Source organism: Streptomyces venezuelae (assembly GCF_008642335.1).
Lineage (GTDB): Bacteria > Actinomycetota > Actinomycetes > Streptomycetales > Streptomycetaceae > Streptomyces > Streptomyces venezuelae_F.
In genome coordinates this window covers 6448526-6473922 of the sequence record NZ_CP029191.1, presented here as the reverse complement: position 1 = coordinate 6473922, position 25397 = coordinate 6448526, and the positions used below count along the sequence as shown (strand labels likewise).

The following is a 25397-nucleotide window of genomic DNA, read 5'->3' as shown; positions in this document are numbered from 1 at the left end:
GTCACGTCGCGTCACTCCCCGCGCGCCACTCCCGCGCCAGTACCGACCAGATCTCCGTGTCCTGTCGTACGCCACGGTAGGGGTCGTCCTCGCGCAGGCAGCCCTCGCGGGTCATGCCCAGGCGCTTCGCGACGTTGATGCTCGGTGTGTTCTCCGGGGCCACCCGCCACTCCACGCGGTGCATGCCGCGCGTCTCGATCGCCCAGTCGATGACGACGCGTACCGCACGCGTGACCAGGCCGCGCCCCGACGCGTCCGGTTCCAGCCAGCAGCCCGCCTCGCACGTGCCCGACGCCGCGTCGAACGCCCGGAGGAGGACGCCGCCGACGAGCCGTCCGTCGAGTCTGATGCCGTAGAGGCGGCCGGTGTCGGCGGCCGCCTTGTCGGCGAACACCTGGAGCCAGGCGCGGGCGGAGTCCAGGTCGGCGGTGATGTCGGGGAGTCCGACGTAGCGGCCGATGTAGTCGCGGCCGCGGTCCATGTGGGCGAGGAACTCCTCGGCCTGCCACGGTTCCAGCGGGCGCAGTTCCGCTCCGTCTCCCAGGGATATCGCGAACATCCTCGTCCTCCACAGTGGTCACGCGGTCGATGCGGATCTTCGCACGGCGGTCCGCTCACTCGGCCGGAATTCTTCCTTCAGGGGCCGGTCCACGGCGTCTGCCGGGGTAGTGGCGGGGGTCGTCGGCCGACCGGAAGCCGTCGCGTCGCCCGCGCCGGGCCGTCATCGCCCTCGGACGCAGGCCGGTTGAGCGGAGGGTGCGGTTCCGGACAACTCCCCGCAGTCGGCGATCTGGCCGGTCTTGTCGTGGACGAATTAGTTGCCTCAGCCATCCAATGGTGAGCGGATCAGGGACGAACTGCGCTTGCGAGGTACTTCCATGACGGAGACAACGACCCCTACCGAGTCCACCGAATCCATCGAATTCCCCCAGGACCGCACGTGTCCGTACCACCCGCCCACCGCGTACGCACCCCTCCGCGAGGACTTCCCCTTCTCCCGCGTCAGGCTGTTCGACGGCCGCTCCGTGTGGCTGGTCACCGGGCGGGCCGCGGCGCGTGAGCTGCTCATCGACCCGCGCCTCTCCGCCGACCGCGAGAACGAGGCCTTCCCCGCTCCGACCGAACGGTTCGCCCGGCTCCGCGACCGCCGCATCGCCCTGCTCGGCGTCGACGACCCGGAGCACAACGTACAGCGCCGCATGCTGATCCCCAGCTTCTCCGTCAAGCGCATCGCGGCCCTGCGCCCGCAGATCCAGGCGACGGTCGACCTGCTCCTGGACGCGATGGTCGAACAGGGGCCGCCCGCCGAGCTGGTGAGCGCGTTCGCGCTGCCCGTCCCCTCGATGGTGATCTGCGCCCTGCTGGGGGTGCCCTACAGCGACCACGAGTTCTTCGAGGAGCAGTCGAGGCGGCTGCTGCGCGGACCCACCGCCGAGGACACCCAGGCGGCGCGGGACGCGATGGACGCCTACTTCTACGACTTGATCGAGAAGAAGCGCGCGGAACCCGGCGAGGGGCTGCTCGACGAGCTGATCGCGGAACAGCTCGCTTCCGGCGCGGTGGACCCGGAAGAGCTCGTCCGGCTGGCCACCATCCTGCTGATCGCCGGGCACGAGACCACCGCGAACATGATCTCGCTGGGTACGTTCACCCTGCTCCAGCACCCCGACCGGCTGGCCGAACTGCGCGCGGGGCTGCGCGCTGATCCCCCGCTGCTGCCGGGCGCCGTCGAGGAGCTGCTGCGCTTCCTGTCGATCGCGGACGGGCTGCTGCGGGTGGCGAAGGAGGAGATCGAGACGCCGGCGGGCACCATCCGCGTCGACGACGGCGTCGTCTTCGCCACGTCCCTCATCAACCGTGACGACACGGTCTTCGAAGGCCCCGAGGACCTGGACTGGCACCGCCGGGACCGTCACCACCTGGCCTTCGGCTTCGGCATCCACCAGTGCCTGGGCCAGAACCTCGCCCGCGCCGAGCTGGAGATCGCGCTCGGCACCCTCTTCGCGCGCCTGCCGGGGCTGCGGCTCGCGGCGCCTGCGCAGGACATCCCGTTCAAGCCGGGCGACACGATCCAGGGGATGCTCGAACTCCCCGTCACCTGGTGAGGAGCGGAGGAGCCAGCGTGGAGCACATGGCGATCCATGTCGAGAAGGACAGGTGCGTGGGCGCGGGCATGTGCGCGCTCACCGCGCCGGGCGTCTTCACCCAGGACGACGACGGCCTGAGCGAGGTGCTGCCCGGCCGTCAGGACGGCGGCGGCGATCCGCTCGTACGGGAGGCCGCGCGGGCGTGTCCCGTGCAGGCCATCAGCGTGCAGCGGCAGAACTGAGCTGATGGCTCATCAGTTAGCGGAGCACGCATCAGAGTTCACTCCGCCAGCGTGACCGTGAAGCTCCTTCCGTACGCGTGGTGCGTGTTCACCTCGATGCGCGTGCCGCCCGGGGCCCGGTCCACCCGCACCTGCGGGTCCCCGGTGGTCCTGCGCAGGGGGCGGCCGCGGAGCAGGACCGTCGCGGTGTCCCGGCCCATCGTCGGGTCGGACACCGCGACGCGGACGGTGCCGCCGCGGCGGTCCGCGCGCTGGACGAGGACGGAGGCGGGGCCGTGCACGCGGAGTTCCCCGGCCTCGTGCCGGCCTTCCGTGAAGGCGTTGGCGGCCGTCAGGCCGAGTCCTGTGTGGGTGACTGCCTGCAGGCGGCGGGTGTTGGCGAGGACCTTGAGCGGCCCATGGCGGTGGGCGCGCAGCTTGGCCTCGCCGGCGTTCGGCACCAGCGCGTAAGCGAGGCGGGCGGGCCGGGCGCCCGCCGCCCCGTCGACGGTGACACCGAGGACCGAACGGGTCACCGGCGCATCGGAGTTGGCGGTGCGGACGACGCGGCGGCTGCGGGTGACCTCGTCCAGGGTGACCCGCACCTGCGGTGTGTCGAGGAAGACGTATCCGACGGCGGTGCCCTCGGTGGTGTTGGCGTAGCGCAGCCAGTGCAGGTCGGCGGTGCCGGGGCCGGTCCAGGGGCGGCCGTCGCGCAGCACTCCGGTGAGGTAGATCCGGTCGCCGGGATCCGCGGTGCGGGCGTCGACGGTCGTGGTGACGGCGCGCCCCGCCGCGTCGCCCACGTCGGCGGCGAGCACCACGATCTCGTCGTCGAACAGGAACCACGACTTGGTCGCCGTCGCCGCCCGGTACACCACGAAGTCGCCGGGCAGCAGCCCCCGGTCGTCGTACGCCACGTCGCTCGACTGCACCATCCCCGCCGCGCCGTACTCCCCCAGGACGGCGCCGCCCGAGAACCCGTTGGTGCCGCGCGGGAAGTAGACGTACTTGTTCTGCGACTCGGACGACGAGGTGAAGTTGAGGGGGTGGCCCGGGTTGTCGTAGTACGCCTTGCCGTACAACTCCGGTACGGTGCGGCGCTGTTCGACGGGGGCGGTGACGCCGGCGAGACCGTACGGCGAGACGGTCGTGTAGTAGTCGACGCCGTACGCCCGGCTCTGGTCCTGCCCCGACAGGTAGAGGTAGTACGCGCCGTCGCCCTGGAACCACGGCATGAGGTTCTCGCCGTTCATGTACTCGTACTTGCTGATGCGGTCCGAGCTGCGGGCGAGCGCGAAGGCGTAGCCCGGCCGTCGGTGCACCGTCTTGTCCATGGCGTTGAACGCGACGCTGCGCGCGGCGGGGTTGAGGTCGGCGGGCGGTACGGCGTCGTCGTCGAGGATGTCGGCGTACCGCACGACGCTGACGGGCGACACGAAGCGGGCCGGGTCGAGGGGCGCGCGCGAGGTGGCCCTGACGTGCTTGACGTAGGCCTTCAGGGCGGTGGCCGCGGCGCCGGAGGCGAGCGAGGAGAGGTCGACGACGGCTTCGACGACGACTGCGACGTCGGTGTAGCCGGAGTCGGGGCGCGCCACGGCGCGGCCCTTGACGATCTCCATCATCCAGCCCTCGAATATCAGCGGGGCGAAACCGTTCCGCACCCATCCGTGCACGGTCGGCACGAGCTCCTCGCCGTGCGCGAAGCCGGTGCCGTCGAGGATCTTGAGGGTCTGCACGACGCGGGTGAGCAGGCCCTTTCCGTACGAGCCGGTGTACGCGACGGACGCGTGCTGGATGAAGGAGCCGTCCGCGTAATGCCCGTCGGTGACCCCGTGGTCGAGGTGGTACGGGTCGATGGTGGCGAAGACCGTGAGCTGATCGGTGAGGGCCTTGCGGATCCGCGCCTCGCCGGGCTCGCCCAGGAGGGCGCCCTGGAGGATGCGGTTGGTGGTGATGTCGGCGAGGTTGGCGCCGGTGTGGAAGCGCGAGTCGAGGTCGACGTCGCCGTCGGTGCCGTTGCGCAGATAGGCGTCCATGGAGGCGACGTAGGTGGGCAGCAGGTCGGGGCGGTGGTCCACGACGGCGTCGGCGAGCAGGACGAGGGTCTTGCTGATGTGCTGGGAGATGCCGATCTCCCAGTGGAACCAGTTGCCGTAGTACCCCTTGGACTGGTCGCCGTAGTAGCGCTCGTGCAGCCACGCGAGGCCGTCGAGCACGCGGTGCTGCACGGTCGTGCTGCCATGCAGATCGGCGGGGAGGCCGGGGGTGCGGGTGGCGAGGGCGATCTCGTACAGCTTGCGGTAGGCGGTGTTGAGGTTGGCCTCGTCGGTGCCGAGCACGAGTCCGGCGAAGAGTTCGCCCTCCCGCGCGTCGTCCATCGCCTTCAGGTCGGCCCGCGCGGTCCGCTCCATGGCGGCGAGCTTCGCGGCGGTCTCCGGGCGTGCGTTCGACTCGGCGGTGCCGGCGAAGACGGCGACGGTGTTGGCGAGGAGGCGGGCCCGGCCCTCCGCCCCCGCGGCGGCGGACGCCGGGCCCGCGGGGACCACCGCCATCAGACCGGCGGCCGAGAGGGCGGACATAGCAGACATGGCAGACAACAGGCCTCTGCGGGTGATCTCCATGGCGGCCTCCAACGGTGACGTGCGGGGCGTTCCGGGAGTGGGGGGCGGATCGCGGGGCGTCGGGCAGCGCTCCGGGGGCGTAGGGGGAGCATTCGGGGGCGTGCGGAGTCAAGCAGACGGCCCGACCGGCGACAAGGGTTCCCGCCCCCGGCGCGTCCCGGCCGGTTGATAGCGTCCCTTTCGATCATGGTGCCGGGTGTGTACGGGGGAAGCCGGGTGTGTACGGGGGAAGGGGAGCGCCATGCCTGACAAGGGCGCGGTGGGCGCGCCGCCCACGCGACGACGCACCTGGCTGGTGGCCGCTCTGGCGGTCACCCTGCTGGCCGCGTCGTCGGTGACCTGGTTCGCGGTGGCGCGGGCCGAGGAGCGCGAGGACCGGCTCGACGCCAACCGCGAACTGGTGGCGCGCGGTTGCGCGGGCCTGCTCCGCGAGGACATGTACGCCTCGGCGCCGGATGACACGCGGGGCGTACTCGACGCGTACGGGACCCTGCTGCGGCCCGGGCAGGAGAGCCGTGCGCTGCTCGACTGCACGCTGGCCTGGGGCGACGGTGACGGGGACACGGCAGCGGGCGTACGGGCGCGGGTGCGGGCCGAGGCGGTTCCCGACCGCACGTCTCCCGGCCCCGTGACGGGCGACTTCGGGCTGCCCCTGCCGCCGAGCGCGACGGGCAGCACGGGCACCTCGGACCGGCGGGACGGCGGCGCGGTGGCGACCGCGTCGCTGCTCGTCGACTGCCCGAAGGGCCTGCACGGGCGGGGCCGCGCGACGCGGGACCTCCTCGTGTCGGTGGAGCTGCCGTCCGGCGCGGACGACGCCGATGTGTACGGCGTACCGAAATCCGAGCGGCTCGCGGTCGCCCGTACGGCTGCGAAGGTCACCAACTGGGTGTCCCGCAAGCAGGGGTGCGGGAGCGAGCCGCTGCGCACCGGGCCCGGCGCCGCCCCGGCGAAGACTCCGGGGCTCTGCGCCTGGCTCTCCCCCAAGGGGCTCGGGTCGACTCCCGGCAAGTGGAGCTTCGACGGCAACGACACGACGTACAACCGGCGGACCGGCACGTGCGGCGGACGGTGGGACGACACGGCGGGTTCTCCCGGCCACCTCACGGTCCGGGCGGCGGGCGCGCAGAGCTGGTCGGGCGTGCTCGCGGCGGGCGTGTACGAGGAGTACGCCGGCAAGGCGCTGGTGCCGGACCCCGAGGCCCCGGCCGCCCACGACAAGGCTCTCACCGTCGAGCAGACGGGCAACGACCTGCAACTCGCCCTGTGGGCCCGGTCCGAGTGCGTGGCGGGACCGACGTACCACCGTGTTTCGGTGACCCCCGAGTTCGACTTCGACCACGGCATCGAGGACGGCGAGGTCGTCCTCGAACCGAAGGACCAGCGGCGTCTCTCGCGGCACGTGCGCACGGTTCTCGACCGCTACCTGTCGGCGCCCGACGGCTGGCCGAAGCGTTCGCACTGCCGCGGGACGAAGATCGTGGGAGAGGTGGCGGAGTGGCGCGGGCGCGACTGACCTGGCGGACGAGGACGGGTCGCGTCGTCCTGTCGTCCTGCGGGGCGCTCGTCGCCCTGGCCCTGATCGCGGGCGGCTACTACTGGTGGGGCGGTCCGCGCGAACACCGTGCGGCACAACAGGTCCTCGACGAGGCGTGCGACGGCGTACTGCCCTCGCGCGCGATGCGGGACGTGCTCGGGGGCGGGCCGTTCGAGAAGGGGCCCGGCCGGGTGGACGTCCTGCTGTCCGGGGAGGACGCGGACCACGCCCGCGACAAGGGCCGCACGGTCACCTGCACCGTCACGGGCGACGGCGTGCCCGTCGCGGGCGACGACGGGAACGCGGCCGAGGTCCAGGTCACCGTGCAGCGCGTGCCGCAGCGGCGCGGCGACGACTTCGCGGTGGACCGCGCGTCGGTGCGCGCCCGCGGCACGGACCCGCTGTACCCGCGCCCCGCGGCCGAGCTTCCGCCCGTCGGGCTCGGCGGCGGTTGGCGCGGCCTGTTCACGACCGGCGAGTCCGCCACCGACACGGGCCGAGCCGACAGCAGCAACGCCACCGTCGTGACGCTCCTGGACTGCGCCCGTGACCGCGGCGGCCTCCTCGTCACCGTCGACGCGAAGGACGAGGACGTCACCCTGGACGACCCGCGCCGCCGTGCCGCCTTCGCGCGGATCGCCACGGGAACGGCCGCGAAGGCGTCGGAGAAGTGGGGCTGCGACGCCGAGCCGGGCAAGCCGCTCCGCACGGTCGCGCTCCCGGTGAACGCCGACGAAAGCGTGCCGCTCGCCGACGCGTCCGGAACGTGCGAGGGCGTCCCCGGCCGGGGCGGGCGCATCGCCCGGGCCTGGGAGAGCGCGAGCTCCGACAGCCCCGTCGAGGTGTGCGTCGTGGCGGGCGAGCGCCCCGAACTCCCGGCCCGCGAACCGTCGGACGAGTCACCCCGCTACCACCTCACCGCGTTCTACGGCCCGTACGCGGACTCCGAACGCCGCGACTACACGCGACACCACGGCGAGTACACGGAGAAGCCCGGCCCCGCCGATGCCCCGGCAGGGCCCCTCGCGGGCGGCGGCCGCTGGGCGAGCGCGGTCTGCCGGGACGGGAGCGGGCCCGCGCTGTTCACGGTCCGGGACGAAGGGGCGTGGCGCGAGGACAGGTCGAGCACGTACGACGGACACCGCGCGAAGCCGTCGGCGGCCGACCGCGCGTACGAACGCGCGGCGCTGGAGGAGTTCGCGCGCCGCTCGGCGCGGGCCCACGGCTGCGATGCGCCGGAGCTCTCCTGAGTCACGTCCGTACGCAGCGCCGGAACAGCCCGTCCGGGTCCGTGCCCGCGCGGTCGAAACCACACCGCTTCAGGAGCCGGTTCGCCTCCTCCTCGGCGTACAGGCGGTACACGGAGCGCTGGTGGGCGAGGACCGTGTCGTCGCGCAGGAACAGCCAGACCCCGCCCACCGAATAGGCGGTCGCGAACCCGCCGGGCCCCGCCCCGGCACGTCCCGGGCGTGCCTCGCCATGATGACCCCTGGTGGGGTGGGAGGACAGGGGACGGCGGCGCTCAGCCCTGCCGGGTCCCGGTCCGCTCCGCGATGTGCCGCGGCGGTGCGATGCCCGCGGGCAGCAGCGGGTCCGGCACCGGCGCTCCCCACGTCGCGGTCAGCGGCAGGTTGCCCGCCCAGATGCCGAGTTCGGCGTCGGGACCCGTGCCGTCGTCCGGCGGGCCCGCCGCGGTCTTGACCGAGGCCTCCGCCAGGGAGAGGGCGAGCAGGGTGGTCGCGGCAAGCTCCTTGCGGCTCGGGCTGCGGGCGTACTCCCACTGGCCGGGGGTCGCGTGCTCGGTGAGCAGGCGCAGGCCGCGCACCTTCTCCTCGGGGTCGGTCACCACGCGCGGGACGCCGTGGATCATCGCGCTGCGATAGCTGACCCCGTGCTCGAACACCGAACGGGCGAGGACCAGGCCGTCGATGTGGGTGACGGTGACGCAGACCGGGGCGCCGGGGTCGGCGGCGAGGCTGCGGCTGGCGACGGAGCCGTGCAGGTAGAGGTTCGTGTCGTCGCGGCCGTAGACGGTGGGGACGACCATCGGGTGGCCGTCGACGACGACGCCCAGGTGGCAGACGAACCCCGCGTCGAGGACCGCCTCCAGGTCGGCGCGGTCCAGGCTCCCCTGCTCGCGCAGGCGGCGGTGGCGGGTGCGGTCGGTGACGGGCAGGGTCGCGGAGAGCGGGGCCGGTGGGGTGGGCGGGGCGTCGCCGTACCGCTCGGGATGACTGTTCATGCGGCGAAAAGTTACCGATATCGCGCACCGATGGCCATAGTTCAACGAATTTCGTTGCCAACGACCTCTTCAACGACGATATGCGCTTTACCCGCGCCGCCCGTCCAAGCCTGCCCGCAAGAATCCAACGACTCCCACCCCTGGAGGATGGCGGGCCCCCGCCCCCGCACGATCTGATGGAGCCCATGGAGCTTCCCCACCACGAGGACGTGTCCCCCGGCAACGGCTGTCTCCCGCCCCGCGCGTGGTACGCGTCGTCGGACGCCGCCACCCTCTCCCTCAACGGCCCCTGGCGCTTCCGCCTCTCCCCCACCGCCCGCACCGAGGACGAAGCCTTCGCCGCCGACGGGTACGACAGCACGGCCTGGGACGAGATCGCGGTGCCCGGCCACTGGGTGCTGCAGGGCCACGGCGCGCCCCACTACACCAACATGCTCTACCCGTTCCCGCTCGACCCGCCGCGCGTCCCCACCGAGAACCCCACCGGCGACCACCTGCGCACCTTCGACCTGCCCGCCGCCTGGCCGGCGGACGGCACCGCGGTCCTGCGCTTCGACGGCGTGGAGTCCTGCGCCCGCGTCTGGCTGAACGGCACGGAGCTCGGCGACTTCAAGGGCTCCCGGCTCCCCCACGAGTTCGCCGTCGGCGAGCTGCTGCGCCCGGCGGGCAACGTCCTCGCGGTCCGCGTCCACCAGTGGTCCGCCGGTTCGTATCTGGAGGACCAGGACCAGTGGTGGCTGCCGGGCATCTTCCGTGACGTGACGCTCCTGCACCGGCCCGAAGGCTGCGCCCGCGACTTCTTCGTCCACGCCGCCTACGACCACCGCACGGGCACGGGCACGCTGCGGGTCGACTCGGACATCGAAGGACGCGTCACCGTGCCCGAGCTGGGCATCGACATCGCGACCGGCGAGGACGCCGTCGCGGCCGTGGAACCGTGGACGGCCGAGACGCCACGCCTGTACGACGCGACACTCGCCACACCCGGTGAGCGCGTCCCCCTGCGCGTCGGCTTCCGCACCGTCGCCGTCGAGGACGGCACCATCAGGGTCAACGGCCGCCCCCTCCTCTTCCGTGGCGTGAACCGCCACGAGTTCCACCCGGAGACGGGCCGGGCCGTCGACCTCGAAACCATGCGCGCCGACGTGCTGCTGATGAAGCGTCACAACATCAACGCCGTCCGCACCAGCCACTACCCGCCCCACCCCGCCTTCCTCGACCTCTGCGACGAACTGGGCCTGTGGGTCGTCGACGAGTGCGACCTGGAGACCCACGGCTTCGGGGCCGTCGGCTGGCGCGCCAACCCGGTCGACGACGACCGCTGGACGCCCGCGCTCCTGGACCGCGCGGCCCGCATGGTCGAGCGCGACAAGAACCACCCCTCGGTCATCCTGTGGTCGCTCGGCAACGAGTGCGGGACCGGACGCGGCCTGACCGCGATGGCCGACTGGATCCGCGCACGCGACGACAGCCGCCTCCTCCACTACGAGGGCGACCGGTCCTGCGCGGACACGGACGTCTACTCACGCATGTACGCCGACCACGCCGAGGTCGAACGCATCGGCCGGGGCGAGGACGAGGGCCCCGAGCGGCGGCGCAGGCTCCCGTTCATCCTCTGCGAGTACGCCCACGCCATGGGCAACGGCCCCGGCGGACTCGGCGAGTACCAGCAGCTGTTCGAGACGTACGACCGGCTGCAGGGCGGCTTCGTCTGGGAGTGGATCGACCACGGCATCGCGCACCCCGCGTACGAGTACGCGTACGGCGGCGACTTCGGTGAGGAACCGCACGACGGGAACTTCGTCTGCGACGGCCTCGTCTTCCCCGACCGGACGCCGTCCCCCGGACTCGTCGAGTACAAGAAGGTGATCGAGCCGGTCCGCATCGAGGGCGACGGCCCCGCCGGCACGGTCACCGTCACCAACCTCCACGACTTCGCCGACCTCTCCCACCTCGCCTTCACCTGGTCGTACGAGAAGGACGGCACGACCGTCGCCGAAGGAACCCTCGCGGTGCCGCAGGCCGGTCCGGGCGAGCGCGTGGAGGTCTCGCTGCCGCCCCCGCCGCGCCGGGACCCGGACGCCGAGACCCAGTGGACGGTACGGGCCTCGCTCGCCGATGACACGACGTGGGCGCCGAAGGGCCATCTGGTGGCGTGGGCCCAACTCCCCGTCGAGTACGGCATGATCCTGCCCGTGCCGGGCGGCGCGACGCCGACGACGGACGCGGGAGGACGGCACATCACACTCGGCGCCGCCACCTTCGACGCCCGCACCGGCACGCTCGTCGCCTTCCACGACCGCGAGATCACCGGCCCGCGCCTCGACGTGTGGCGCGCACCCACCGACAACGACAACGGCATGCCCTGGCGCCCCGAACCGTCCGTGGCCGACCGCTGGCGCGCCCTCGGCCTGCACCGCATGCAACACCGGATCGACGACGTCGAGTTGACCGGCCAGGGGCTCACCGTGCGTACCCGGGTGGCGCCTGCGGCGAGCGACCTGGCGCTGCGCACGGAGTACCACTGGGCGTCGAACGGACCCAAGCTGCTGCTGCGGATGTCGGTGACGCCGGAGGGCGAGTGGACCGTGCCGCTGCCGCGCCTCGGCATCCGGTTCGGGCTGCCGGGAGCGGGTGCGGGGACCCGCGTGCGGTGGTTCGGCGGCGGGCCCGGCGAGGCCTACCCCGACACCGCGGCCGCCTCGCTGATCGGCGTCTGGGAGTCGGACGTCGACGCGCTCCAGACGCCGTACGTGCGCCCGCAGGAGAACGGGGCACGCGCGGCCGTCCGCTGGGCGGAGGTGGGCGGGCTGCGCGTGGAGAGCGACGGCGCGCCCGCGTTCACCGCCCGCCGCTGGACCACCGAACAGCTCGACGCCGCCCGGCACCGCACCGACCTCGTCCCCGGGGACACGGTCTGGGTCAACCTCGACATCGACCGGCACGGCATCGGCACCCAGTCGTGCGGGCCGGGCGTCCTGCCCCAGTACGAACTCCGCGCCACCCCCTGGCCGTCGTCCCTGAGCTGTGTGTTCTCGGTGGTGGCCGAGGGCTGAGGGCGCGCGGGGCTACCCGGTGGGGGCCAGCCGTTCCCGCAGGAACTCGACGACCCGCTCGCGCGCGGCGTACGCGGGGTGCCCCGGCACCTCGCGCACCTCCTCCGTGAGGACGGAGTGCGCCGACTTGGCGAACCCGGCCTCGTTGCCGGGCGACGAGTCGAGCTCGATGACCTCGAACGCGTCGCCGAAGTGGCGGCGCAGCGTGGCGAAGCGGTCGCGCGGGACCAGCTTGTCCTCGCTGAACCGCAGGCCGAGCGCGCACAGGCCCTCGTTCCTGGTGCGGGCGACGACCGTGTCGAACTCGGCACGGGACAGGCCAGGGTCGACCCGGCGGGCGGCGCTCACCGGGAGCGGCAGCGAGGGCTGACTGAGCACGGGCGCGAGGACGGCCGGGTCCGTGGCGGCGGCAAGCGCGAAACCGCCGGTGAAGCACATGCCGATGACGCCGACGCCCGGGCCTGGCGTGCGGGACGCCAGGTCGCGGGCGAGGGCGCGCAGGTAGTCGGCGAAGGGCCGCCGGGCGTTGGTGGCGAAGGCGCGGAACTCCGAGGCGACGCAGACCCGGCCGAAGACGCCCAGGGCATACGGTGCGGAGATGGGGCGGCCCGGCTCGCCGAAGGGCGACGGGATCGCGACGGTGAAGCCCTGCTTCACCACGTGCTCGCCGAGGCCCAGGACGCCGGGGTGCACGCCCGGGATCTCGGGAACCAGGACGACACCGGGTCCTGTCCCTTTCTCAAGGACATCATGGGTGAGACCGGCTCCCGTGAAGGGGGACGCGGTCCATCCGGTGAGGTCCGCGGACGGTTCCTTCGGTCCCTTCGGTTCCTTCGGTTCTTTCGCTTCCGAACCGGGCACAGCGCCCACTCCCTTTCGTCTCGTCTCAAGTGCCATACGCGTACGTCGAGTTCATGCCTACAGCACGTATACGCGCGAGCACAGACCCCGCGGGGCGCCGACGGGACGGTCGGCCGGAGGTGCCTTGTCCGATTCCTTCAAGACCGACGACCGGCCCGCTGCCTACGCTGCGGGCATGAACAGCACTCCGAACTCACCGACTCCAAAGTCACCTGCTCCCCGCTTCGACCTGATCGGTCTCGTCGTCGCCGACCTGGCCGCCTCGCTCGCCTTCTACCGCCGTCTGGGCCTGGAGTTTCCCGAGGGCGCCGAGAGCCTGCCGCACGTGGAGGCCACGCTGCCCGGCGGTCTGCGGATCGCCTTCGACACGGAGGCGACCGTGCGGTCCTTCCACCCGGCCTGGCAGCCGCCCGCGGGTGCGGGACGGATCGGGCTCGCCTTCCACTGCGGGACGCCCGCCGGGGTCGACGCGGCGTACGAGGACATGACGGGCGCCGGGCACGGGAGCGAGCTGAAGCCGTTCGACGCGCCCTGGGGTCAGCGGTACGCCGTCGTGCTCGACCCGGACGGCAACGGCGTCGACCTGTTCGCACCGCTGGGCTCAGCCGCCGAGTAGCGTGCCGAGCGGCACGCCGGTCAGCTCCTTCACGTCACGCGCCAGATGGGCCTGGTCGGCGAACCCGGCCACGGCCGCCGTGTCCGCGTACGACATGCCGTCGCGGGCCAGCGCGAGCGCCCGCTGCAGGCGCAGCACCCGGGCCAGCGTCTTCGGTCCGTAGCCGAAGGCGGGCAGCGAACGGCGGTGCAGCTGGCGGGCGTTGATGCCGAGGACCGCCGCGGTGCGCGCGACCGAGTGGCCCGCCTCCAGGGAGGCGACGACGTGGGCGAGGACGGGATCGGGCGGCTCGGCGCGGGCGGCACGCTCCGCGGCGACGGCCTCCAGGACGGCCACGGGATCGTCCGCGTCGTCCACCCGCTCGGTGAGCCGCCGCGCCTCGGCGGCGCTCCACAGGTCCGCCAGCTCCTGGCGTTGATCCCGGAGTTCGTGCGCCGGCACACCGAGGAAGGCGGGCGCGGCGCCGGGACGGAACCGGATCCCGACGATCGCTTTGCCGGGCACGAGCTCCATGTTCTGCGGAACGTACGCCCGCGTGTCCGGCCCCGCGACGAACAGCCTGCCCTCGGTCCACAACAGGTCCATGCACCCGTCGGGCAGCACGGGCCGGGCGTCACCGGGCCCGCCCGTGGCCACGCGCGTCCAGACGACCGCGCCGGTCAGCCGGGACGGCCGCTCCCGGTAGTCGCGGGACGCGACGTGGCTCCCGGTCACGCCGCACTCCCCCGGTGTTCCTGCGGGCTCACCCCGTACACCCGCTTGAACGCGCCGGACAGGGCGAACGCGCTGCCGTAGCCGATGCGGTGGGCTATCGCGGCGATCGTCAGGTCCGTGTCGCGGAGCAGGTCCGCGGCGAGTGCCAGGCGCCAGTTCGTCAGATATGTCATCGGGGGCTCCCCCACGAGCTCCGCGAAGCGGCGGGCGAGGGCCGCCCGTGAGACGCCCGCCTTCGCCGCGAGGTGCGCGATCGTCCAGGGGTGGGCCGGGTCGTCCTGGAGCAGGCGCAGGGCGCGGCCGACGACCGGGTCGCCCATCGCCCGGTACCAGGCCGGCGCCGCCGCCTCGGGACGGGAGAACCAGGCGCGCAGGGCGGCGATCAGGAGCAGGTCGAGGAGCCGGTCCAGGACGACGGCCTGGCCCGGCTCGTCCTTGCCGATCTCGTCGGCGACGAGCGGGGTGAGCGGGCACTCCCACACCTCGCCGGGCAGGACGAGCAGCGGCGGCAGCGCGTCGAGGAGCCGTCCGGTGATCTCGCCCCGCATCTGGTACGTGCCGATCAGCATCTCCACGGAGCCCTCGCGCCGCTCGCCCCACGCGCGCGGGCCGAGGTCGCGGTAGCGGGCCACGGGGGCGCCGTCGAGCGGTACGCAGCGCTGTCCCGGCAGGATCTCGGCGAAGGGCGCGGTGGCGGGCTCCCCGGCGCACGTGTAGTGGTCGGGGCCGCGGGCGATCGCGAGGTCGCCGGGGCGGATGCGCTGGGCGGGCGAGCCGTCCGCGGGGGTGATCCAGGCGTCGCCGCGCACCATGACCATGACGGACAGGGGCGCCTCGTCGGCGATGCGGACGGACCAGGGCGGGTCGAAGAGCGCGCGGATCATGAAGGCCCCTCGGGCGCGGGGGCCTTCCAGCAGTCCGGCGAGTACGTCCATGGCGGAAGCGTAGACGTACGCGTATGGCCCTGAGCTCCTCGGCGATGGTTCCCGGGCGGGCCCGGCAGTTGACTGACGGGCATGACGACGAACACGAAGAACACGACGGGCACGACGGGCACGGACATGACGGTTCTGGTGACGGGGGCGACCGGGCGCGTGGGGCGCCGGGTCGTGGAGTCCGCCGAGGCGGCCGGGCTCACCGTGCGGGCCGCCTCGCGGTCCGGCGCGGTGCGGTTCGACTGGGCGGACCGGTCGACGTGGGCGGACGCCCTGCGGGGCGCGGACGCCGCGCACCTCGCGTATCTGCCGGACGTGGGCGCGCCCGGCGCGGCCGAGACGGTCGGCGCGTTCGCCCGCGAGGCGGTGGCGGCCGGCGTACGGCGGCTGACGCTGCTTTCGGCGCGGGGCGAGGACCAGGCGCACGCGACCGAGCGGGCGGTACGGGACTCGGGGGCCGAGTGGACCGTCGTGCGGGCCAGTTGGTTCGCGCAGAACCTCAGCGAGGGTCCGCTGCTGGACGGGATGCGGGGCGGGGAGCTGGTGTTCCCGGCCGGTGAGGTGCTCGAACCGTTCATCGACGCACGGGACATCGGTGACGTGGTCGTGGCCGCGCTGACCGGCGGCGACCGGTTCGCCGGCCGCACCCTCGACCTCACGGGCCCCCGGCTCCTGTCGTTCCGGCAGGCGGTCGCGGAGGTCGCGGCGGCGGCCGGGCGCGAGATGACGTACGTGCCGGTGTCCGCCCGCGAGTACGGGGCGGCGCTCGCCGGGTTCGGGGTGCCCGCCGAGGAAGTGGAGTTCCTGATCGAGCTGTTCGAGACGAACCTCGACGGGCGCAACGCGAAGCTCTCCGAGGGGGTGCGGGAGGTCCTGGGCCGGGAGCCCAGGGACTTCGCGGACTTCGCCAGGGAGGAAGCCGAGGCGGGCACCTGGAAGAGCTGACTTCACGTTTCCCGGGGCAGCGCCCCGGGGCGCTGCCCCGGACCCCGCTCCTCAATCGCCGGAGGGGCTCTTATTCTCGGGCCCCGTCCCGTTCCGTTTCGCGTGCTTCGGCTGCTTCGCGGGGGCCCGCAGCCGCGACGACACGTCGTCCGGCGGCAGGAAGCGCGACCAGCGCTCGGGGAACTCGGACGGCATCTCGCGGTCCTCCGGGTCGTCCGGGTCGTCGGGGTCCGCCATCGCCTCCCGCGCCGCGGCCGCGCGGGCCACCACCTCCGCGGCCTGCGCCTCCCTTATGCGGTCGTTCGCGGCGCGCGCGGCGGCCGTGGCGACGGACGGCCAGACCCGGTCGATGGCCGCGTTGACGGCGGCGCCGACCAGGACCGCGAACGCGGAGACGCCGATCCACAGCAGCACGGCGACGGGCGCCGCCAGCGAGCCGTAGATGGTGGGGCCCTCCACCGTGCTGGTGAGGTAGATGCGGAGCAGGAAGCTGCCGAGCACCCACATGGCGAGGGCGATCAGCGCGCCCGGCATGTCCTCCACCCACGGCGAACGCACCGGCACCGACACGTGGTACAGCGTCGTCAGGAAGACCACGGAGAGGATGACGACGACCGGCCAGTAGAGGATCTGGACGACCGTCGTCGAGCCCGGCAACAGGTTCACCACCGCGTCCGGCCCCGCCACCATCAGCGGCAGCGCCACCGACCCGATGAGCAGGGCCACGATGAAGAGGCCGAAGGCGAGCATCCGGGTCTTGACGATGCCGCGCGCGCCGTCGAGGCCGTACATCACCGTGATGGTGTCGATGAAGACGTTCACGGCGCGCGAGCCCGACCACAGGGCGAACAGGAAGCCGATGGAGATGACGTCGGGACGGCTGACCCGCATCACGTCGTCCAGTATCGGTTCGGCGATCTGGTGGACGCCCCGGTCGGAGAGGACCGTGCGGGACGCCTCCAGGATGTTGTTCTGCACGCTGGCGATCGTGTCCGCGCCCGTCCACCGGTCCACGTACGCGAGCAGGCCGATGAGGCTCAGCAGCAGCGGCGGGACGGAGAGCAGCGTGAAGAAGGCCGCCTCGGCCGCGAGCCCCAGGATGCGGTACTCGATGCACGAGTTGACGGTGTCCTTGAGCAGCAGCCAGGCGGTCCTGCGCATGGAGACGTTCCGGTAGAGAGCGCGGGCCCGGTTCCAGCGGCCCGACGGCCGCCCGGGTGTTTCTTTTGCCTGGTGCACCTCCTTACCGTAGCGGCATGGCAGCCAGCACCCACACAGTGACCAACCAGGCTCCGCCCCTGGTGGGATATGACGTATTCACGTCCGACCGGGCCCTCGTGGAAGGGGTCGAGCGGCACCTCGATCCGGCGCTCCTCGATTCCGCCCGCGACGAGCTCTCGACGCTCGGCCGGGCCGCGGGCTCGGCCCAGGCACAGAAGTGGGGAGATCTGGCAAACACGAATCCTCCGGTTCTGCACACACATGACCGGTACGGCCACCGGATCGACGAGGTCGAGTTCCACCCGGCGTGGCACCGGCTGCTCGGCAAGGCGGTCTCCGCGGGCCTGACCGCCGCCTGGGCGCGGCCCGGCGGGCATCTGCGCCGGGCGGCCGGGTTCCTGGTGTGGACGCAGGTCGAGGGGGGTCACGGCTGCCCGGTCTCGATGACGCACGCGGCGGTGCCCGCGCTCCGCGCCGACCCGGCGCTCGCCGCCGAGTGGGAGCCGCGCCTCACGTCGACCGTGTACGACGAAGGGATGCGCCCGGCGTCCCAGAAGGCCGGCGCGGTCTTCGGGATGGGCATGACGGAGAAGCAGGGCGGCAGCGACGTACGCGCCAACACGACGCGCGCGCAGGCCCTCGCCGAGGACGGGACGTACGCGCTCACGGGGCACAAGTGGTTCTGTTCGGCGCCCATGTCGGACGGGTTCCTGGTCCTCGCGCAGGCCGAACAGGGGCTGACGTGCTTCCTCGTGCCGCGCGTCCTCGAGGACGGCTCGCGGAACGTCTTCGCCATCCAGCGGCTCAAGGACAAGCTGGGCAACAGGTCCAACGCGTCGAGCGAGGTCGAGTTCGACGGGACGTGGGCGCGGCGGGTCGGGGACGAGGGGCGCGGGGTGCGCACCATCATCGAGATGGTGGCGGCGACCCGGCTGGACTGCGTGACCGGCTCCGCGGCGCTGATGCGGCAGGCCGTCGCGCAGGCGGTGCACCACGCCACGTACCGCGAGGCGTTCGGCGGCAGGCTCGTCGACAAGCCGCTCATGCGCAACGTACTGGCCGATCTGGCGCTGGAGTCGGAGGCGGCCACGACGCTGGCGCTGCGGCTCGCCGCGGCCTACGACGACGGGGGCGAGCAGGAGCGGGCGTTCCTGCGGCTCGCGGTGCCCGCGGCGAAGTACTGGGTGACCAAGCGCTGCACGCCGCTGGCCGGCGAGGCGCTCGAATGCCTGGGCGGCAACGGTTACGTGGAGGACTCGGGCATGCCGCGGCTGCTGCGCGAGGCGCCGCTCAACTCCATCTGGGAGGGGTCGGGGAACGTACAGGCCCTGGACGTGCTGCGGGCGCTGCAGCGCGAGCCGCAGGCCCTGAACGCGTTCCTCCAGGAGGTCGGGACGGCGCGGGGCGCCGACCACCGCCTGGACGCCGCGATCAAGGACCTGCTGACCGAACTGGCCGACCTGGAGGGCATCGAGGGGCGCGGGCGACGGCTCGTGGAGCGGATGGCGCTGGTGCTCCAGGGGTCGCTGCTCGTGCGGTACGCGCCGCCCGAGGTCGCCGACGCGTTCTGCGCCTCACGGCTCGGCGGGGACTGGGGCGCGGCGTTCGGCACGCTGCCGCACAGTCTCGATCTCGCGTCGGTGGTGGAGCGGGCCGCTCCCGGCGTCTAGGGCCTGTGCTGGACATCGGCCCGGTTGGTACGGAGGTGGTGCTGCGCCGACACGGCACCACCCCCGTCACTCAGGCCCCTTGAGGAGCGTGAACACCGCACGGGCGGCGTTGCTGTCCAGATTCGGGCCCCGTCAGGGCCTTGGCCAGGGTTGCAGGAGGTTGCAACTCGACGTGCCGTCGTGCCGGTTCATCGACGATGCGGCACCCGGGCAGGCCTCGCAGGGGGCACGATGAGGGGATGCTCCCGCACGCCCCGGTCTGGCCGGAAAGGACCCCGTGGTCATGAACGCCCCGTCGACGATCGACCTCGCGCGCCTGTCCGCCATGGACCTCGCGCACGCCGCACGCGTCCTGAAGGGGGTGCGGGACGCCACGCTGTCCGGGCAGCGGCCCAGGGTCCAGCCGCGTCCGGTGATCGGCGACTCGTGGGGGCGGATGATCCTCCGCGGGGTCGACCCGGACCATGACGTCCGGTCGCGGCTGCTGAGCGAGGAGGAGCTGGAGGAGCGCCGCCGGGCCTCGCCGCTCCGGGAGATCATGCCCGTCCTGCGCGACGCGCTGGTGTCCGTGGCGGACGCGGCGCAGCACATCATGGTCGTCAGCGACGCCGACGGGCGTGTGCTGTGGCGCGAGGGCAGCGCCGCCGTGCTGCGCAAGGCGGACTCGCTCGGGTTCGAACCGGGCGCGGACTGGAGCGAGAACGTCGTGGGCACGAACGGCATAGGGACGCCGCTGGTGGTGCGCCACCCCGTGCAGGTGTTCTCCGCCGAGCACTTCGTGCGGACCCACCATCCGTGGACGTGCACGGGCGCCCCCCTGACCGATCCGCGCGACGGCAGGCTCCTCGGCGTGGTCGACGTCAGCGGCCCGCTGCGGACCATCCATCCCGCGACGCTCGCCCTGGTCGACGCGGTCGCCAAGCTCGGGGAGGCGCGGCTGCGGGACCGGCACGTGACGGCCCTCGACCGGCTGCGCGCGGTGGCGGCGCCCGTCCTCGCGCGGCTCGACGGGCGGGCGCTCGCGGTCGACGTGCACGGCTGGACGGCCGCGGTGACGGGCATGCCCCCGGCGGGCCGCCTCACGCTCCCCAAGTCCTTCGGCGCGGGCCGCACCTGGCTGCCGTCGCTGGGGCCGTGCCTGGTGGAGCCGCTGCCCGGCGGGTGGCTGCTGCGCCCGGAGGATCCCGGCGACGTGCCGCGGCCGGTCGCCGCGACCCGTCTCGTCCTGGACGTGAGCAGTCCGCGCCGGTGGACGCTCTCGGTGCTCGGCGGCGCCCACGACTGGACGCACGAGCTGAGCCCGCGCCACGCCGAGCTCCTCTACCTCCTCTGTACGTACCGCACGGGACGCACCGCTTCGGGGCTCGCCGAGGACATGTTCGGCGACGCGGCGCGCACGGTGACGGTGCGCGCCGAGCTCTCCCGCGTCCGGCGCTATCTGGGCGGCCTCCTCGCCCATCGCCCCTACCGCTTGCACGAGGACGTGGACGTGGACGTGATCATGCCGGAGCGCCCCGCGGACCTGCTGCCGCACTCGATGGCGCCCGCGGTGTGCGCCGCGCGGCGCACATGATTCTCTGAGCCCCATGAGCATCACTGTCACCACCTGGTCCCTCGAACAGACGTCTCCGGCCGACCTGCGCCCGGCCGCCGCGCCCGAAGGGGACGACGTCCGGATCGTGCGCGCCGAGATCCCCTCGCCCGAGTTCAGCCGTTTCCTGTACTCCTCCGTCGGCGGGGACATCCGCTGGTCCGACCGGCTCTCCCTCACGTACGCGGAGTGGCAGAAGCTCCTCGACCGGCCGGGTGTGGAGACGTGGGTCGCGTACGAGAAGGGGACGCCGGCGGGGTACGTGGAGCTGGCGGCGCGCGGCGAGAACGGGGACGCGGCGGAGGGCGTCGTCGAGATCGTCTACTTCGGGCTGCTCCCCGCCTTCCGGGGGCGCCGCATCGGCGGCCACCTCCTGTCGTACGCCGTCGCGCGCGCCTGGGACCTGGCCGAGCGGTGGCCGGGGCTCGCGCCGACCGAGCGGGTCTGGCTGCACACGTGCTCCAAGGACGGCGAACACGCCATGGACAACTATCGGCGGCGCGGGTTCCGGCTCTTCGACACGAAGGTCGAGGAGGAGGCGGACGTGCCGACTCCGGGGCCGTGGCCGGGAGCCGACGGCGACTGAACCCTCTGCGCCCTCCGCGCCCCCTGAGCCCTCCGCGCCACGCTGTGACCGACGACACCCTTGTCCACGATACGGGACAAGGGTGTCCGCATTTTGGATAATGCTGGACTGGGCCGAAAGTCCCGTGACACGCTTCCGGCATGGATCGCACTGGAAACGCCTTGGTGAGTCGACGTCACGTCGACCTCGGCCGCATGTCCAGCGCCATGTGTCCGGCTTGCTGATCAGCTCAGCACAGCCGCTCCCCATCCACTGAACCCCCTCCCTGCGCAGCGCCGCGCGCACGTCCCCGCATGCGTTCACCATGCGTAGTGACGTGCCGATTTCGCAGGTCAGAGCCGCTTTTCCCGCTGCCCCGAAGGACGTACCGCCATGGCCGCCACGCCAGAGAAGCCTGCCCCAGCAACGCCCCGCCGCAAGGTGAGCCGTCACCGCGGCGAGGGCCAGTGGGCCGTCGGTCACTTCACGCCGCTCAACGGGAACGAGCAGTTCAAGAAGGACGACGACGGTCTCAATGTGCGGACACGTATTGAGACGATCTACTCGAAGCGTGGATTCGACTCCATCGACCCGAACGACCTCCGCGGACGTATGCGCTGGTGGGGGCTCTACACCCAGCGCAAGCCCGGGATCGACGGCGGCAAGACCGCGGTCCTCGCGCCGGAGGAGCTGGACGACGAGTACTTCATGCTCCGCGTCCGCGTGGACGGCGGGCGGCTGACCACCGAGCAGCTGCGCGTGATCGGCGAGGTGTCGCAGGAGTTCGCGCGCGGCACCGCAGACCTCACCGACCGCCAGAACATCCAGTACCACTGGATCCGCATCGAGGACGTCCCCGAGATCTGGCGCCGCCTCGAAGCCGTCGGCCTCTCGACCACCGAGGCGTGCGGCGACACGCCCCGCGTCATCCTCGGCTCCCCCGTGGCGGGCGTCGCCGAGAACGAGATCATCGACGGCTCCCCCGCCATCGACGAGATCCAGCGCCGCTTCATCGGCAACCCCGAGTTCTCGAATTTGCCGCGCAAGTTCAAGACCGCGATCTCCGGCTCCCCGCAGCTCGACGTCGCCCACGAGATCAACGACGTCGCCTTCGTCGGCGTCGACCACCCCGAGCACGGCCCCGGCTTCGACCTCTGGGTCGGCGGCGGCCTCTCCACCAACCCCAAGCTCGGCGTGCGCCTCGGCGCCTGGGTGCCGCTCGACGAGGTGCCGGACGTGTACGGCGGCGTCATCGGCATCTTCCGCGACTACGGCTACCGCCGCCTGCGCAACCGCGCCCGCCTGAAGTTCCTCGTCGCCGACTGGGGCCCGGAGAAGTTCCGGCAGATCCTCGAGGACGAGTACCTCCAGCGGAAGCTGGTCGACGGGCCCGCCCCCGAGCAGCCCGCGGGCACCTGGCGCGACCACCTGGGCGTCCACCGGCAGAAGGACGGCCGCTTCTACGTCGGCTTCGCGCCCCGCGTCGGACGCGTCGACGGCACCACCCTCACGAAGATCGCCGAGGTCGCCGAGGCCCACGGCTCGGGCCGGCTGCGCACCACCGCCGAGCAGAAGATGATCGTGCTCGACGTCGAGCAGGACCAGGTCGACTCGCTCGTCTCCGCACTCGAAGCCCTCGACCTGCGCGTCAACGCCTCGCCGTTCCGGCGCGGCACCATGGCCTGCACCGGCATCGAGTTCTGCAAGCTCGCCATCGTCGAGACCAAGGCGCGCGGCGCCTCGCTCATCGACGAACTGGAGCGCCGCATCCCGGAGTTCGACGAGCCGATCACCATCAACATCAACGGCTGCCCCAACGCCTGCGCCCGCATCCAGGTCGCCGACATCGGCCTCAAGGGCCAGCTCATGCTCGACGACGAGGGCAACCAGGTCGAGGGCTACCAGGTGCACCTGGGCGGCGCCCTCGGACTCGACGCCGGCTTCGGCCGCAAGGTCCGCGGCCTGAAGGTCACCGCCACCGAGCTCCCCGACTACGTCGAGCGGGTCCTCAAGCGCTTCCAGGAGCAGCGCGAGGACGGCGAGCGCTTCGCCACGTGGACCGCCCGCGCGTCCGAGGAGGCCCTCAAGTGAGCGAGCGTGCCGCCCCCTTCCACTGCCCCTACTGCGGCGACGAGGACCTGCGCCCCCACGAGGCCGGACACGGCGCGTGGGAATGCGGAGCCTGCAACCGGGCCTTTCAGCTGAAGTTCCTCGGGCTGCTCGCCCGGGGCGTTCAGCACACCAGCAGTGGAGAGAACCAGATATGACGACTGCTCAGGATCAGAAAGCGCGCACGGACGACGAGTTGAGGGCACTCGCCGAGCAGGCCGGGCGCGACTTGGAGGACGCTTCCGCCCTGGAGATCCTCCAGTGGGCCGCCGACACCTTCGGGGCACGCTTCTGCGTGACCTCCTCGATGGAGGACGCGGTCGTCGCCCACCTCGCCTCACGGGCCAGGCCCGGCGTCGACGTGGTGTTCCTGGACACCGGCTACCACTTCCCGGAGACCATCGGCACCCGCGACGCCGTCGAGGCCGTCATGGACGTCAACGTCATCACCTTGACGCCCCGTCAGTCCGTGGCGGAGCAGGACTCGGTGTACGGCGCGAAGCTCCACGACCGCAACCCCGACCTGTGCTGCAAGCTGCGGAAGGTCCAGCCTCTGGAAGAGGGCCTCGCCGGGTACGTCGCGTGGGCCACCGGGCTGCGCCGCGACGACTCGCCGAGCCGCGCGAACACGCCGGTCGTCGGCTGGGACGAGAAGCGCGGCAAGGTCAAGATCTCGCCGATCGCCCGCTGGACCCAGGACGACGTCGACGCGTACGTCACCGAGCACGGCGTCCTCACCAACCCGCTCCTGATGGACGGCTACGGCTCGGTGGGCTGCGCCCCCTGCACCCGCCGCCTCCTGGAGGGCGAGGACGCCCGCGCGGGACGCTGGGCCGGCAACGCCAAGACCGAGTGCGGGATCCACTGATGACCGCGCCGCAGACGCAGCAGCGCACGCGGACACCGCAGCGACAGACCCGGGAGAACCACGTGACGACCGGAGCCACCGTCTGGCTCACCGGCCTGCCCAGCGCCGGAAAGACCACCATCGCGTACGAACTGGCGGGCCGGCTGCGCGCCGAGGGCCACCGCGTGGAGGTCCTCGACGGCGACGAGATCCGCGAATTCCTCTCGGCGGGCCTCGGCTTCAGCCGCGAGGACCGGCACACCAACGTGCAGCGCATCGGCTTCGTCGCCGAGCTGCTCGCGCGCAACGGCGTGCTGGCCCTGGTGCCGGTGATCGCGCCGTTCGCCGACAGCCGCGAGGCGGTGCGCAAGCGCCACCAGGCCGGCGGCACCGCGTACCTGGAGGTGCACGTCGCGACGCCGGTCGAGGTCTGCTCCGTACGCGATGTGAAGGGCCTGTACGCGAAGCAGGCCGCGGGTGAGATCTCCGGCCTCACCGGGGTCGACGACCCCTACGAGGCGCCGGAGTCGCCCGATCTGCGCATCGAGTCGCAGGACCAGACCGTGCAGGAGTCAGCGGCGGCCGTTCACGCGCTGCTCAGCGAAAGGGGTCTCGCATGACGACCGTCGCCACAGTGACCGACGAGGGCACCGACAGCCCGTACGCGCTCAGCCACCTGAACGCCCTCGAGTCCGAGGCCGTGCACATCTTCCGCGAGGTGGCGGGCGAGTTCGAGAACCCGGTGATCCTGTTCTCCGGCGGCAAGGACTCCATCCTGATGCTGCACCTGGCGCTGAAGGCGTTCGCCCCCGCGGCGATCCCCTTCTCGCTGCTGCACGTCGACACCGGGCACAACTTCCCCGAGGTCCTGGAGTACCGCGACCGCGTCGTCGCCGAGCACGGGCTGCGGCTGCACGTCGCCTCCGTGCAGGAGTACATCGACCGCGGTGTCCTCAAGGAGCGCCCGGACGGCACCCGCAACCCCCTGCAGACGCTGCCGCTCACCGAGAAGATCCAGAGCGAGCGGTTCGACGCCGTCTTCGGCGGCGGCAGGCGGGACGAGGAGAAGGCCCGCGCGAAGGAGCGCGTGTTCTCCCTGCGCGACGAGTTCTCCCAGTGGGACCCGCGCCGCCAGCGCCCCGAACTGTGGCAGCTCTACAACGGCCGCCACGCACCCGGCGAGCACGTCCGCGTGTTCCCGCTCTCCAACTGGACCGAGCTGGACGTGTGGCAGTACATCGCCCGCGAGGACATCGAGCTGCCCGGCATCTACTTCGCCCACGAGCGTGAGGTGTTCCAGCGCTCCGGGATGTGGCTGACCGCGGGCGAGTGGGGCGGCCCGAAGGAGAGCGAGACGGTCGAGACGCGGCTCGTGCGCTACCGCACGGTCGGCGACATGTCCTGCACCGGCGCGGTGGACTCCGACGCCACCACGCTGGACGCCGTCATCACCGAGATCGCCGCGTCCCGCCTCACCGAGCGCGGCGCGACCCGCGCCGACGACAAGATGTCCGAGGCCGCGATGGAAGACCGCAAGCGCGAGGGGTACTTCTAAC

General features: G+C 72.5%; 24 protein-coding genes. 16 read left to right on the top strand and 8 right to left on the bottom strand.

All coding sequences use genetic code 11. From position 1 onward, the window contains the following. Window position 1: 1 nt before the first annotated feature. Complete coding sequence (locus tag DEJ49_RS29080) at window positions 2–559, bottom strand: GNAT family N-acetyltransferase (protein ID WP_150186847.1); 558 nt, start codon at window positions 557–559, stop codon at window positions 2–4. A 319-nt stretch (window positions 560–878) separates the two neighbouring features. On the opposite strand from DEJ49_RS29080, the gene DEJ49_RS29075 reads away from it, so the two are divergent. Both DEJ49_RS29075 and DEJ49_RS29070 read left to right on the top strand, forming a co-directional pair. Further along, window positions 879–2105: a cytochrome P450 gene (locus DEJ49_RS29075; protein WP_150186846.1), complete on the top strand. Its 1227-nt coding sequence runs from the start codon at window positions 879–881 to the stop codon at window positions 2103–2105. A gap of 26 nt (window positions 2106–2131) precedes the next feature. Beyond that, window positions 2132–2329 carry a ferredoxin gene (locus DEJ49_RS29070; protein ID WP_150186845.1) on the top strand — a complete coding sequence of 66 codons (198 nt, stop codon included), beginning with the start codon at window positions 2132–2134 and terminating at the stop codon, window positions 2327–2329. A 38-nt stretch (window positions 2330–2367) separates the two neighbouring features. Here the strand turns inward: DEJ49_RS29070 and DEJ49_RS29065 are convergent, their stop codons facing one another. Beyond that, entirely contained in the window at window positions 2368–4932 is a 2565-nt protein-coding gene (locus DEJ49_RS29065; RefSeq protein WP_150186844.1) for a polysaccharide lyase family 8 super-sandwich domain-containing protein, read from the bottom strand. 241 nt (window positions 4933–5173) lie between these two features. Here DEJ49_RS29065 and DEJ49_RS29060 point away from each other — a divergent pair, with 241 nt between their 5' ends. Both DEJ49_RS29060 and DEJ49_RS29055 read left to right on the top strand, forming a co-directional pair. After that, a complete protein-coding gene (locus DEJ49_RS29060) occupies window positions 5174–6448 on the top strand; it encodes a hypothetical protein (RefSeq protein ID WP_150186843.1) in 1275 nt (424 codons plus the stop codon). Beyond that, window positions 6430–7719 (top strand): hypothetical protein, encoded by a 1290-nt coding sequence (locus DEJ49_RS29055; protein WP_150186842.1) that lies wholly within the window; start codon window positions 6430–6432, stop codon window positions 7717–7719. Before DEJ49_RS29060 ends, DEJ49_RS29055 begins: the two co-directional genes overlap by 19 nt. 1 nt (window position 7720) lies before the next feature. Here the strand turns inward: DEJ49_RS29055 and DEJ49_RS36080 are convergent, their stop codons facing one another. Both DEJ49_RS36080 and DEJ49_RS29050 read right to left on the bottom strand, forming a co-directional pair. Then, on the bottom strand, window positions 7721–7888 hold the full coding sequence (locus DEJ49_RS36080; RefSeq protein WP_190329477.1) for a hypothetical protein: 168 nt from the start codon (window positions 7886–7888) through the stop codon (window positions 7721–7723). A 103-nt stretch (window positions 7889–7991) separates the two neighbouring features. Beyond that, window positions 7992–8711, bottom strand: coding sequence for a pyridoxamine 5'-phosphate oxidase family protein (locus DEJ49_RS29050; protein ID WP_150186841.1), 720 nt, complete (start codon window positions 8709–8711; stop codon window positions 7992–7994). 185 nt (window positions 8712–8896) lie between these two features. Between DEJ49_RS29050 and DEJ49_RS29045 the strand changes: the two genes are divergently transcribed. Next, entirely contained in the window at window positions 8897–11767 is a 2871-nt protein-coding gene (locus tag DEJ49_RS29045) for a glycoside hydrolase family 2 TIM barrel-domain containing protein (protein WP_150186840.1), read from the top strand. 12 nt (window positions 11768–11779) lie between these two features. Here the strand turns inward: DEJ49_RS29045 and DEJ49_RS29040 are convergent, their stop codons facing one another. Continuing rightward, window positions 11780–12628 (bottom strand): dienelactone hydrolase family protein, encoded by an 849-nt coding sequence (locus tag DEJ49_RS29040; protein WP_223833033.1) that lies wholly within the window; start codon window positions 12626–12628, stop codon window positions 11780–11782. A gap of 175 nt (window positions 12629–12803) precedes the next feature. Between DEJ49_RS29040 and DEJ49_RS29035 the strand changes: the two genes are divergently transcribed. Next, window positions 12804–13244 (top strand): VOC family protein, encoded by a 441-nt coding sequence (locus DEJ49_RS29035; protein WP_150186838.1) that lies wholly within the window; start codon window positions 12804–12806, stop codon window positions 13242–13244. Here the strand turns inward: DEJ49_RS29035 and DEJ49_RS29030 are convergent. Both DEJ49_RS29030 and DEJ49_RS29025 read right to left on the bottom strand, forming a co-directional pair. After that, complete coding sequence (locus tag DEJ49_RS29030) at window positions 13230–13958, bottom strand: helix-turn-helix domain-containing protein (protein WP_150186837.1); 729 nt, start codon at window positions 13956–13958, stop codon at window positions 13230–13232. The genes DEJ49_RS29035 and DEJ49_RS29030 overlap by 15 nt on opposite strands. Further along, window positions 13955–14893, bottom strand: a complete 939-nt coding sequence (locus DEJ49_RS29025) for an AraC family transcriptional regulator (RefSeq protein WP_150186836.1) — start codon at window positions 14891–14893, stop codon at window positions 13955–13957. Before DEJ49_RS29025 ends, DEJ49_RS29030 begins: the two co-directional genes overlap by 4 nt. An 81-nt stretch (window positions 14894–14974) precedes the next feature. Here DEJ49_RS29025 and DEJ49_RS29020 point away from each other — a divergent pair, with 81 nt between their 5' ends. Further along, a complete protein-coding gene (locus tag DEJ49_RS29020; RefSeq protein ID WP_150186835.1) occupies window positions 14975–15838 on the top strand; it encodes an NAD(P)H-binding protein in 864 nt (287 codons plus the stop codon). A gap of 51 nt (window positions 15839–15889) precedes the next feature. Here the strand turns inward: DEJ49_RS29020 and DEJ49_RS29015 are convergent, their stop codons facing one another. Continuing rightward, complete coding sequence (locus DEJ49_RS29015; RefSeq protein WP_190329476.1) at window positions 15890–17077, bottom strand: YihY/virulence factor BrkB family protein; 1188 nt, start codon at window positions 17075–17077, stop codon at window positions 15890–15892. 17 nt (window positions 17078–17094) lie between these two features. Here DEJ49_RS29015 and DEJ49_RS29010 point away from each other — a divergent pair, with 17 nt between their 5' ends. The 9 genes from DEJ49_RS29010 (at window position 17095) to cysD (ending at window position 25396) form a co-directional block, all read left to right on the top strand. After that, window positions 17095–18729, top strand: coding sequence for an acyl-CoA dehydrogenase family protein (locus tag DEJ49_RS29010; protein ID WP_150186834.1), 1635 nt, complete (start codon window positions 17095–17097; stop codon window positions 18727–18729). Between the two features lie 283 nt (window positions 18730–19012). Next, window positions 19013–20302, top strand: coding sequence for a GAF domain-containing protein (locus DEJ49_RS29005; protein WP_150186833.1), 1290 nt, complete (start codon window positions 19013–19015; stop codon window positions 20300–20302). A 13-nt stretch (window positions 20303–20315) separates the two neighbouring features. After that, on the top strand, window positions 20316–20906 hold the full coding sequence (locus DEJ49_RS29000; RefSeq protein WP_150186832.1) for a GNAT family N-acetyltransferase: 591 nt from the start codon (window positions 20316–20318) through the stop codon (window positions 20904–20906). A gap of 140 nt (window positions 20907–21046) precedes the next feature. Further along, complete coding sequence (locus DEJ49_RS36890; RefSeq protein ID WP_317850486.1) at window positions 21047–21130, top strand: putative leader peptide; 84 nt, start codon at window positions 21047–21049, stop codon at window positions 21128–21130. A 148-nt stretch (window positions 21131–21278) separates the two neighbouring features. Continuing rightward, complete coding sequence (locus tag DEJ49_RS28995) at window positions 21279–22976, top strand: nitrite/sulfite reductase (RefSeq protein WP_150186831.1); 1698 nt, start codon at window positions 21279–21281, stop codon at window positions 22974–22976. Beyond that, window positions 22973–23152 carry a hypothetical protein gene (locus DEJ49_RS28990; RefSeq protein WP_150186830.1) on the top strand — a complete coding sequence of 60 codons (180 nt, stop codon included), beginning with the start codon at window positions 22973–22975 and terminating at the stop codon, window positions 23150–23152. Before DEJ49_RS28995 ends, DEJ49_RS28990 begins: the two co-directional genes overlap by 4 nt. Next, a complete protein-coding gene (locus tag DEJ49_RS28985) occupies window positions 23149–23862 on the top strand; it encodes a phosphoadenylyl-sulfate reductase (RefSeq protein ID WP_150186829.1) in 714 nt (237 codons plus the stop codon). Before DEJ49_RS28990 ends, DEJ49_RS28985 begins: the two co-directional genes overlap by 4 nt. Next, window positions 23862–24461, top strand: coding sequence for an adenylyl-sulfate kinase (gene cysC / locus DEJ49_RS28980; protein WP_150186828.1), 600 nt, complete (start codon window positions 23862–23864; stop codon window positions 24459–24461). Before DEJ49_RS28985 ends, cysC begins: the two co-directional genes overlap by 1 nt. After that, complete coding sequence (gene cysD / locus DEJ49_RS28975) at window positions 24458–25396, top strand: sulfate adenylyltransferase subunit CysD (protein WP_150186827.1); 939 nt, start codon at window positions 24458–24460, stop codon at window positions 25394–25396. Before cysC ends, cysD begins: the two co-directional genes overlap by 4 nt. Window position 25397 lies beyond the last annotated feature (1 nt).

Bases quoted from the DNA above. Each gene is read 5' to 3' on its own strand.
- DEJ49_RS29080 (WP_150186847.1), bottom strand. From the start codon at position 559: ATGTTCGCGATATCCCTGGGAGACGGAGCGGAACTGCGCCCGCTGGAA.
- DEJ49_RS29075 (WP_150186846.1), top strand. From the start codon at position 879: ATGACGGAGACAACGACCCCTACCGAGTCCACCGAATCCATCGAATTC.
- DEJ49_RS29070 (WP_150186845.1), top strand. From the start codon at position 2,132: ATGGCGATCCATGTCGAGAAGGACAGGTGCGTGGGCGCGGGCATGTGC.
- DEJ49_RS29065 (WP_150186844.1), bottom strand. From the start codon at position 4,932: ATGGAGATCACCCGCAGAGGCCTGTTGTCTGCCATGTCTGCTATGTCC.
- DEJ49_RS29060 (WP_150186843.1), top strand. From the start codon at position 5,174: ATGCCTGACAAGGGCGCGGTGGGCGCGCCGCCCACGCGACGACGCACC.
- DEJ49_RS29050 (WP_150186841.1), bottom strand. From the start codon at position 8,711: ATGAACAGTCATCCCGAGCGGTACGGCGACGCCCCGCCCACCCCACCG.
- DEJ49_RS29045 (WP_150186840.1), top strand. From the start codon at position 8,897: ATGGAGCTTCCCCACCACGAGGACGTGTCCCCCGGCAACGGCTGTCTC.
- DEJ49_RS29035 (WP_150186838.1), top strand. From the start codon at position 12,804: ATGAACAGCACTCCGAACTCACCGACTCCAAAGTCACCTGCTCCCCGC.
- DEJ49_RS29025 (WP_150186836.1), bottom strand. From the start codon at position 14,893: ATGGACGTACTCGCCGGACTGCTGGAAGGCCCCCGCGCCCGAGGGGCC.
- DEJ49_RS29020 (WP_150186835.1), top strand. From the start codon at position 14,975: ATGACGACGAACACGAAGAACACGACGGGCACGACGGGCACGGACATG.
- DEJ49_RS29010 (WP_150186834.1), top strand. From the start codon at position 17,095: ATGGCAGCCAGCACCCACACAGTGACCAACCAGGCTCCGCCCCTGGTG.
- DEJ49_RS29005 (WP_150186833.1), top strand. From the start codon at position 19,013: ATGAACGCCCCGTCGACGATCGACCTCGCGCGCCTGTCCGCCATGGAC.
- DEJ49_RS29000 (WP_150186832.1), top strand. From the start codon at position 20,316: ATGAGCATCACTGTCACCACCTGGTCCCTCGAACAGACGTCTCCGGCC.
- DEJ49_RS36890 (WP_317850486.1), top strand. From the start codon at position 21,047: ATGGATCGCACTGGAAACGCCTTGGTGAGTCGACGTCACGTCGACCTC.
- DEJ49_RS28995 (WP_150186831.1), top strand. From the start codon at position 21,279: ATGGCCGCCACGCCAGAGAAGCCTGCCCCAGCAACGCCCCGCCGCAAG.
- DEJ49_RS28985 (WP_150186829.1), top strand. From the start codon at position 23,149: ATGACGACTGCTCAGGATCAGAAAGCGCGCACGGACGACGAGTTGAGG.
- cysC (WP_150186828.1), top strand. From the start codon at position 23,862: ATGACCGCGCCGCAGACGCAGCAGCGCACGCGGACACCGCAGCGACAG.
- cysD (WP_150186827.1), top strand. From the start codon at position 24,458: ATGACGACCGTCGCCACAGTGACCGACGAGGGCACCGACAGCCCGTAC.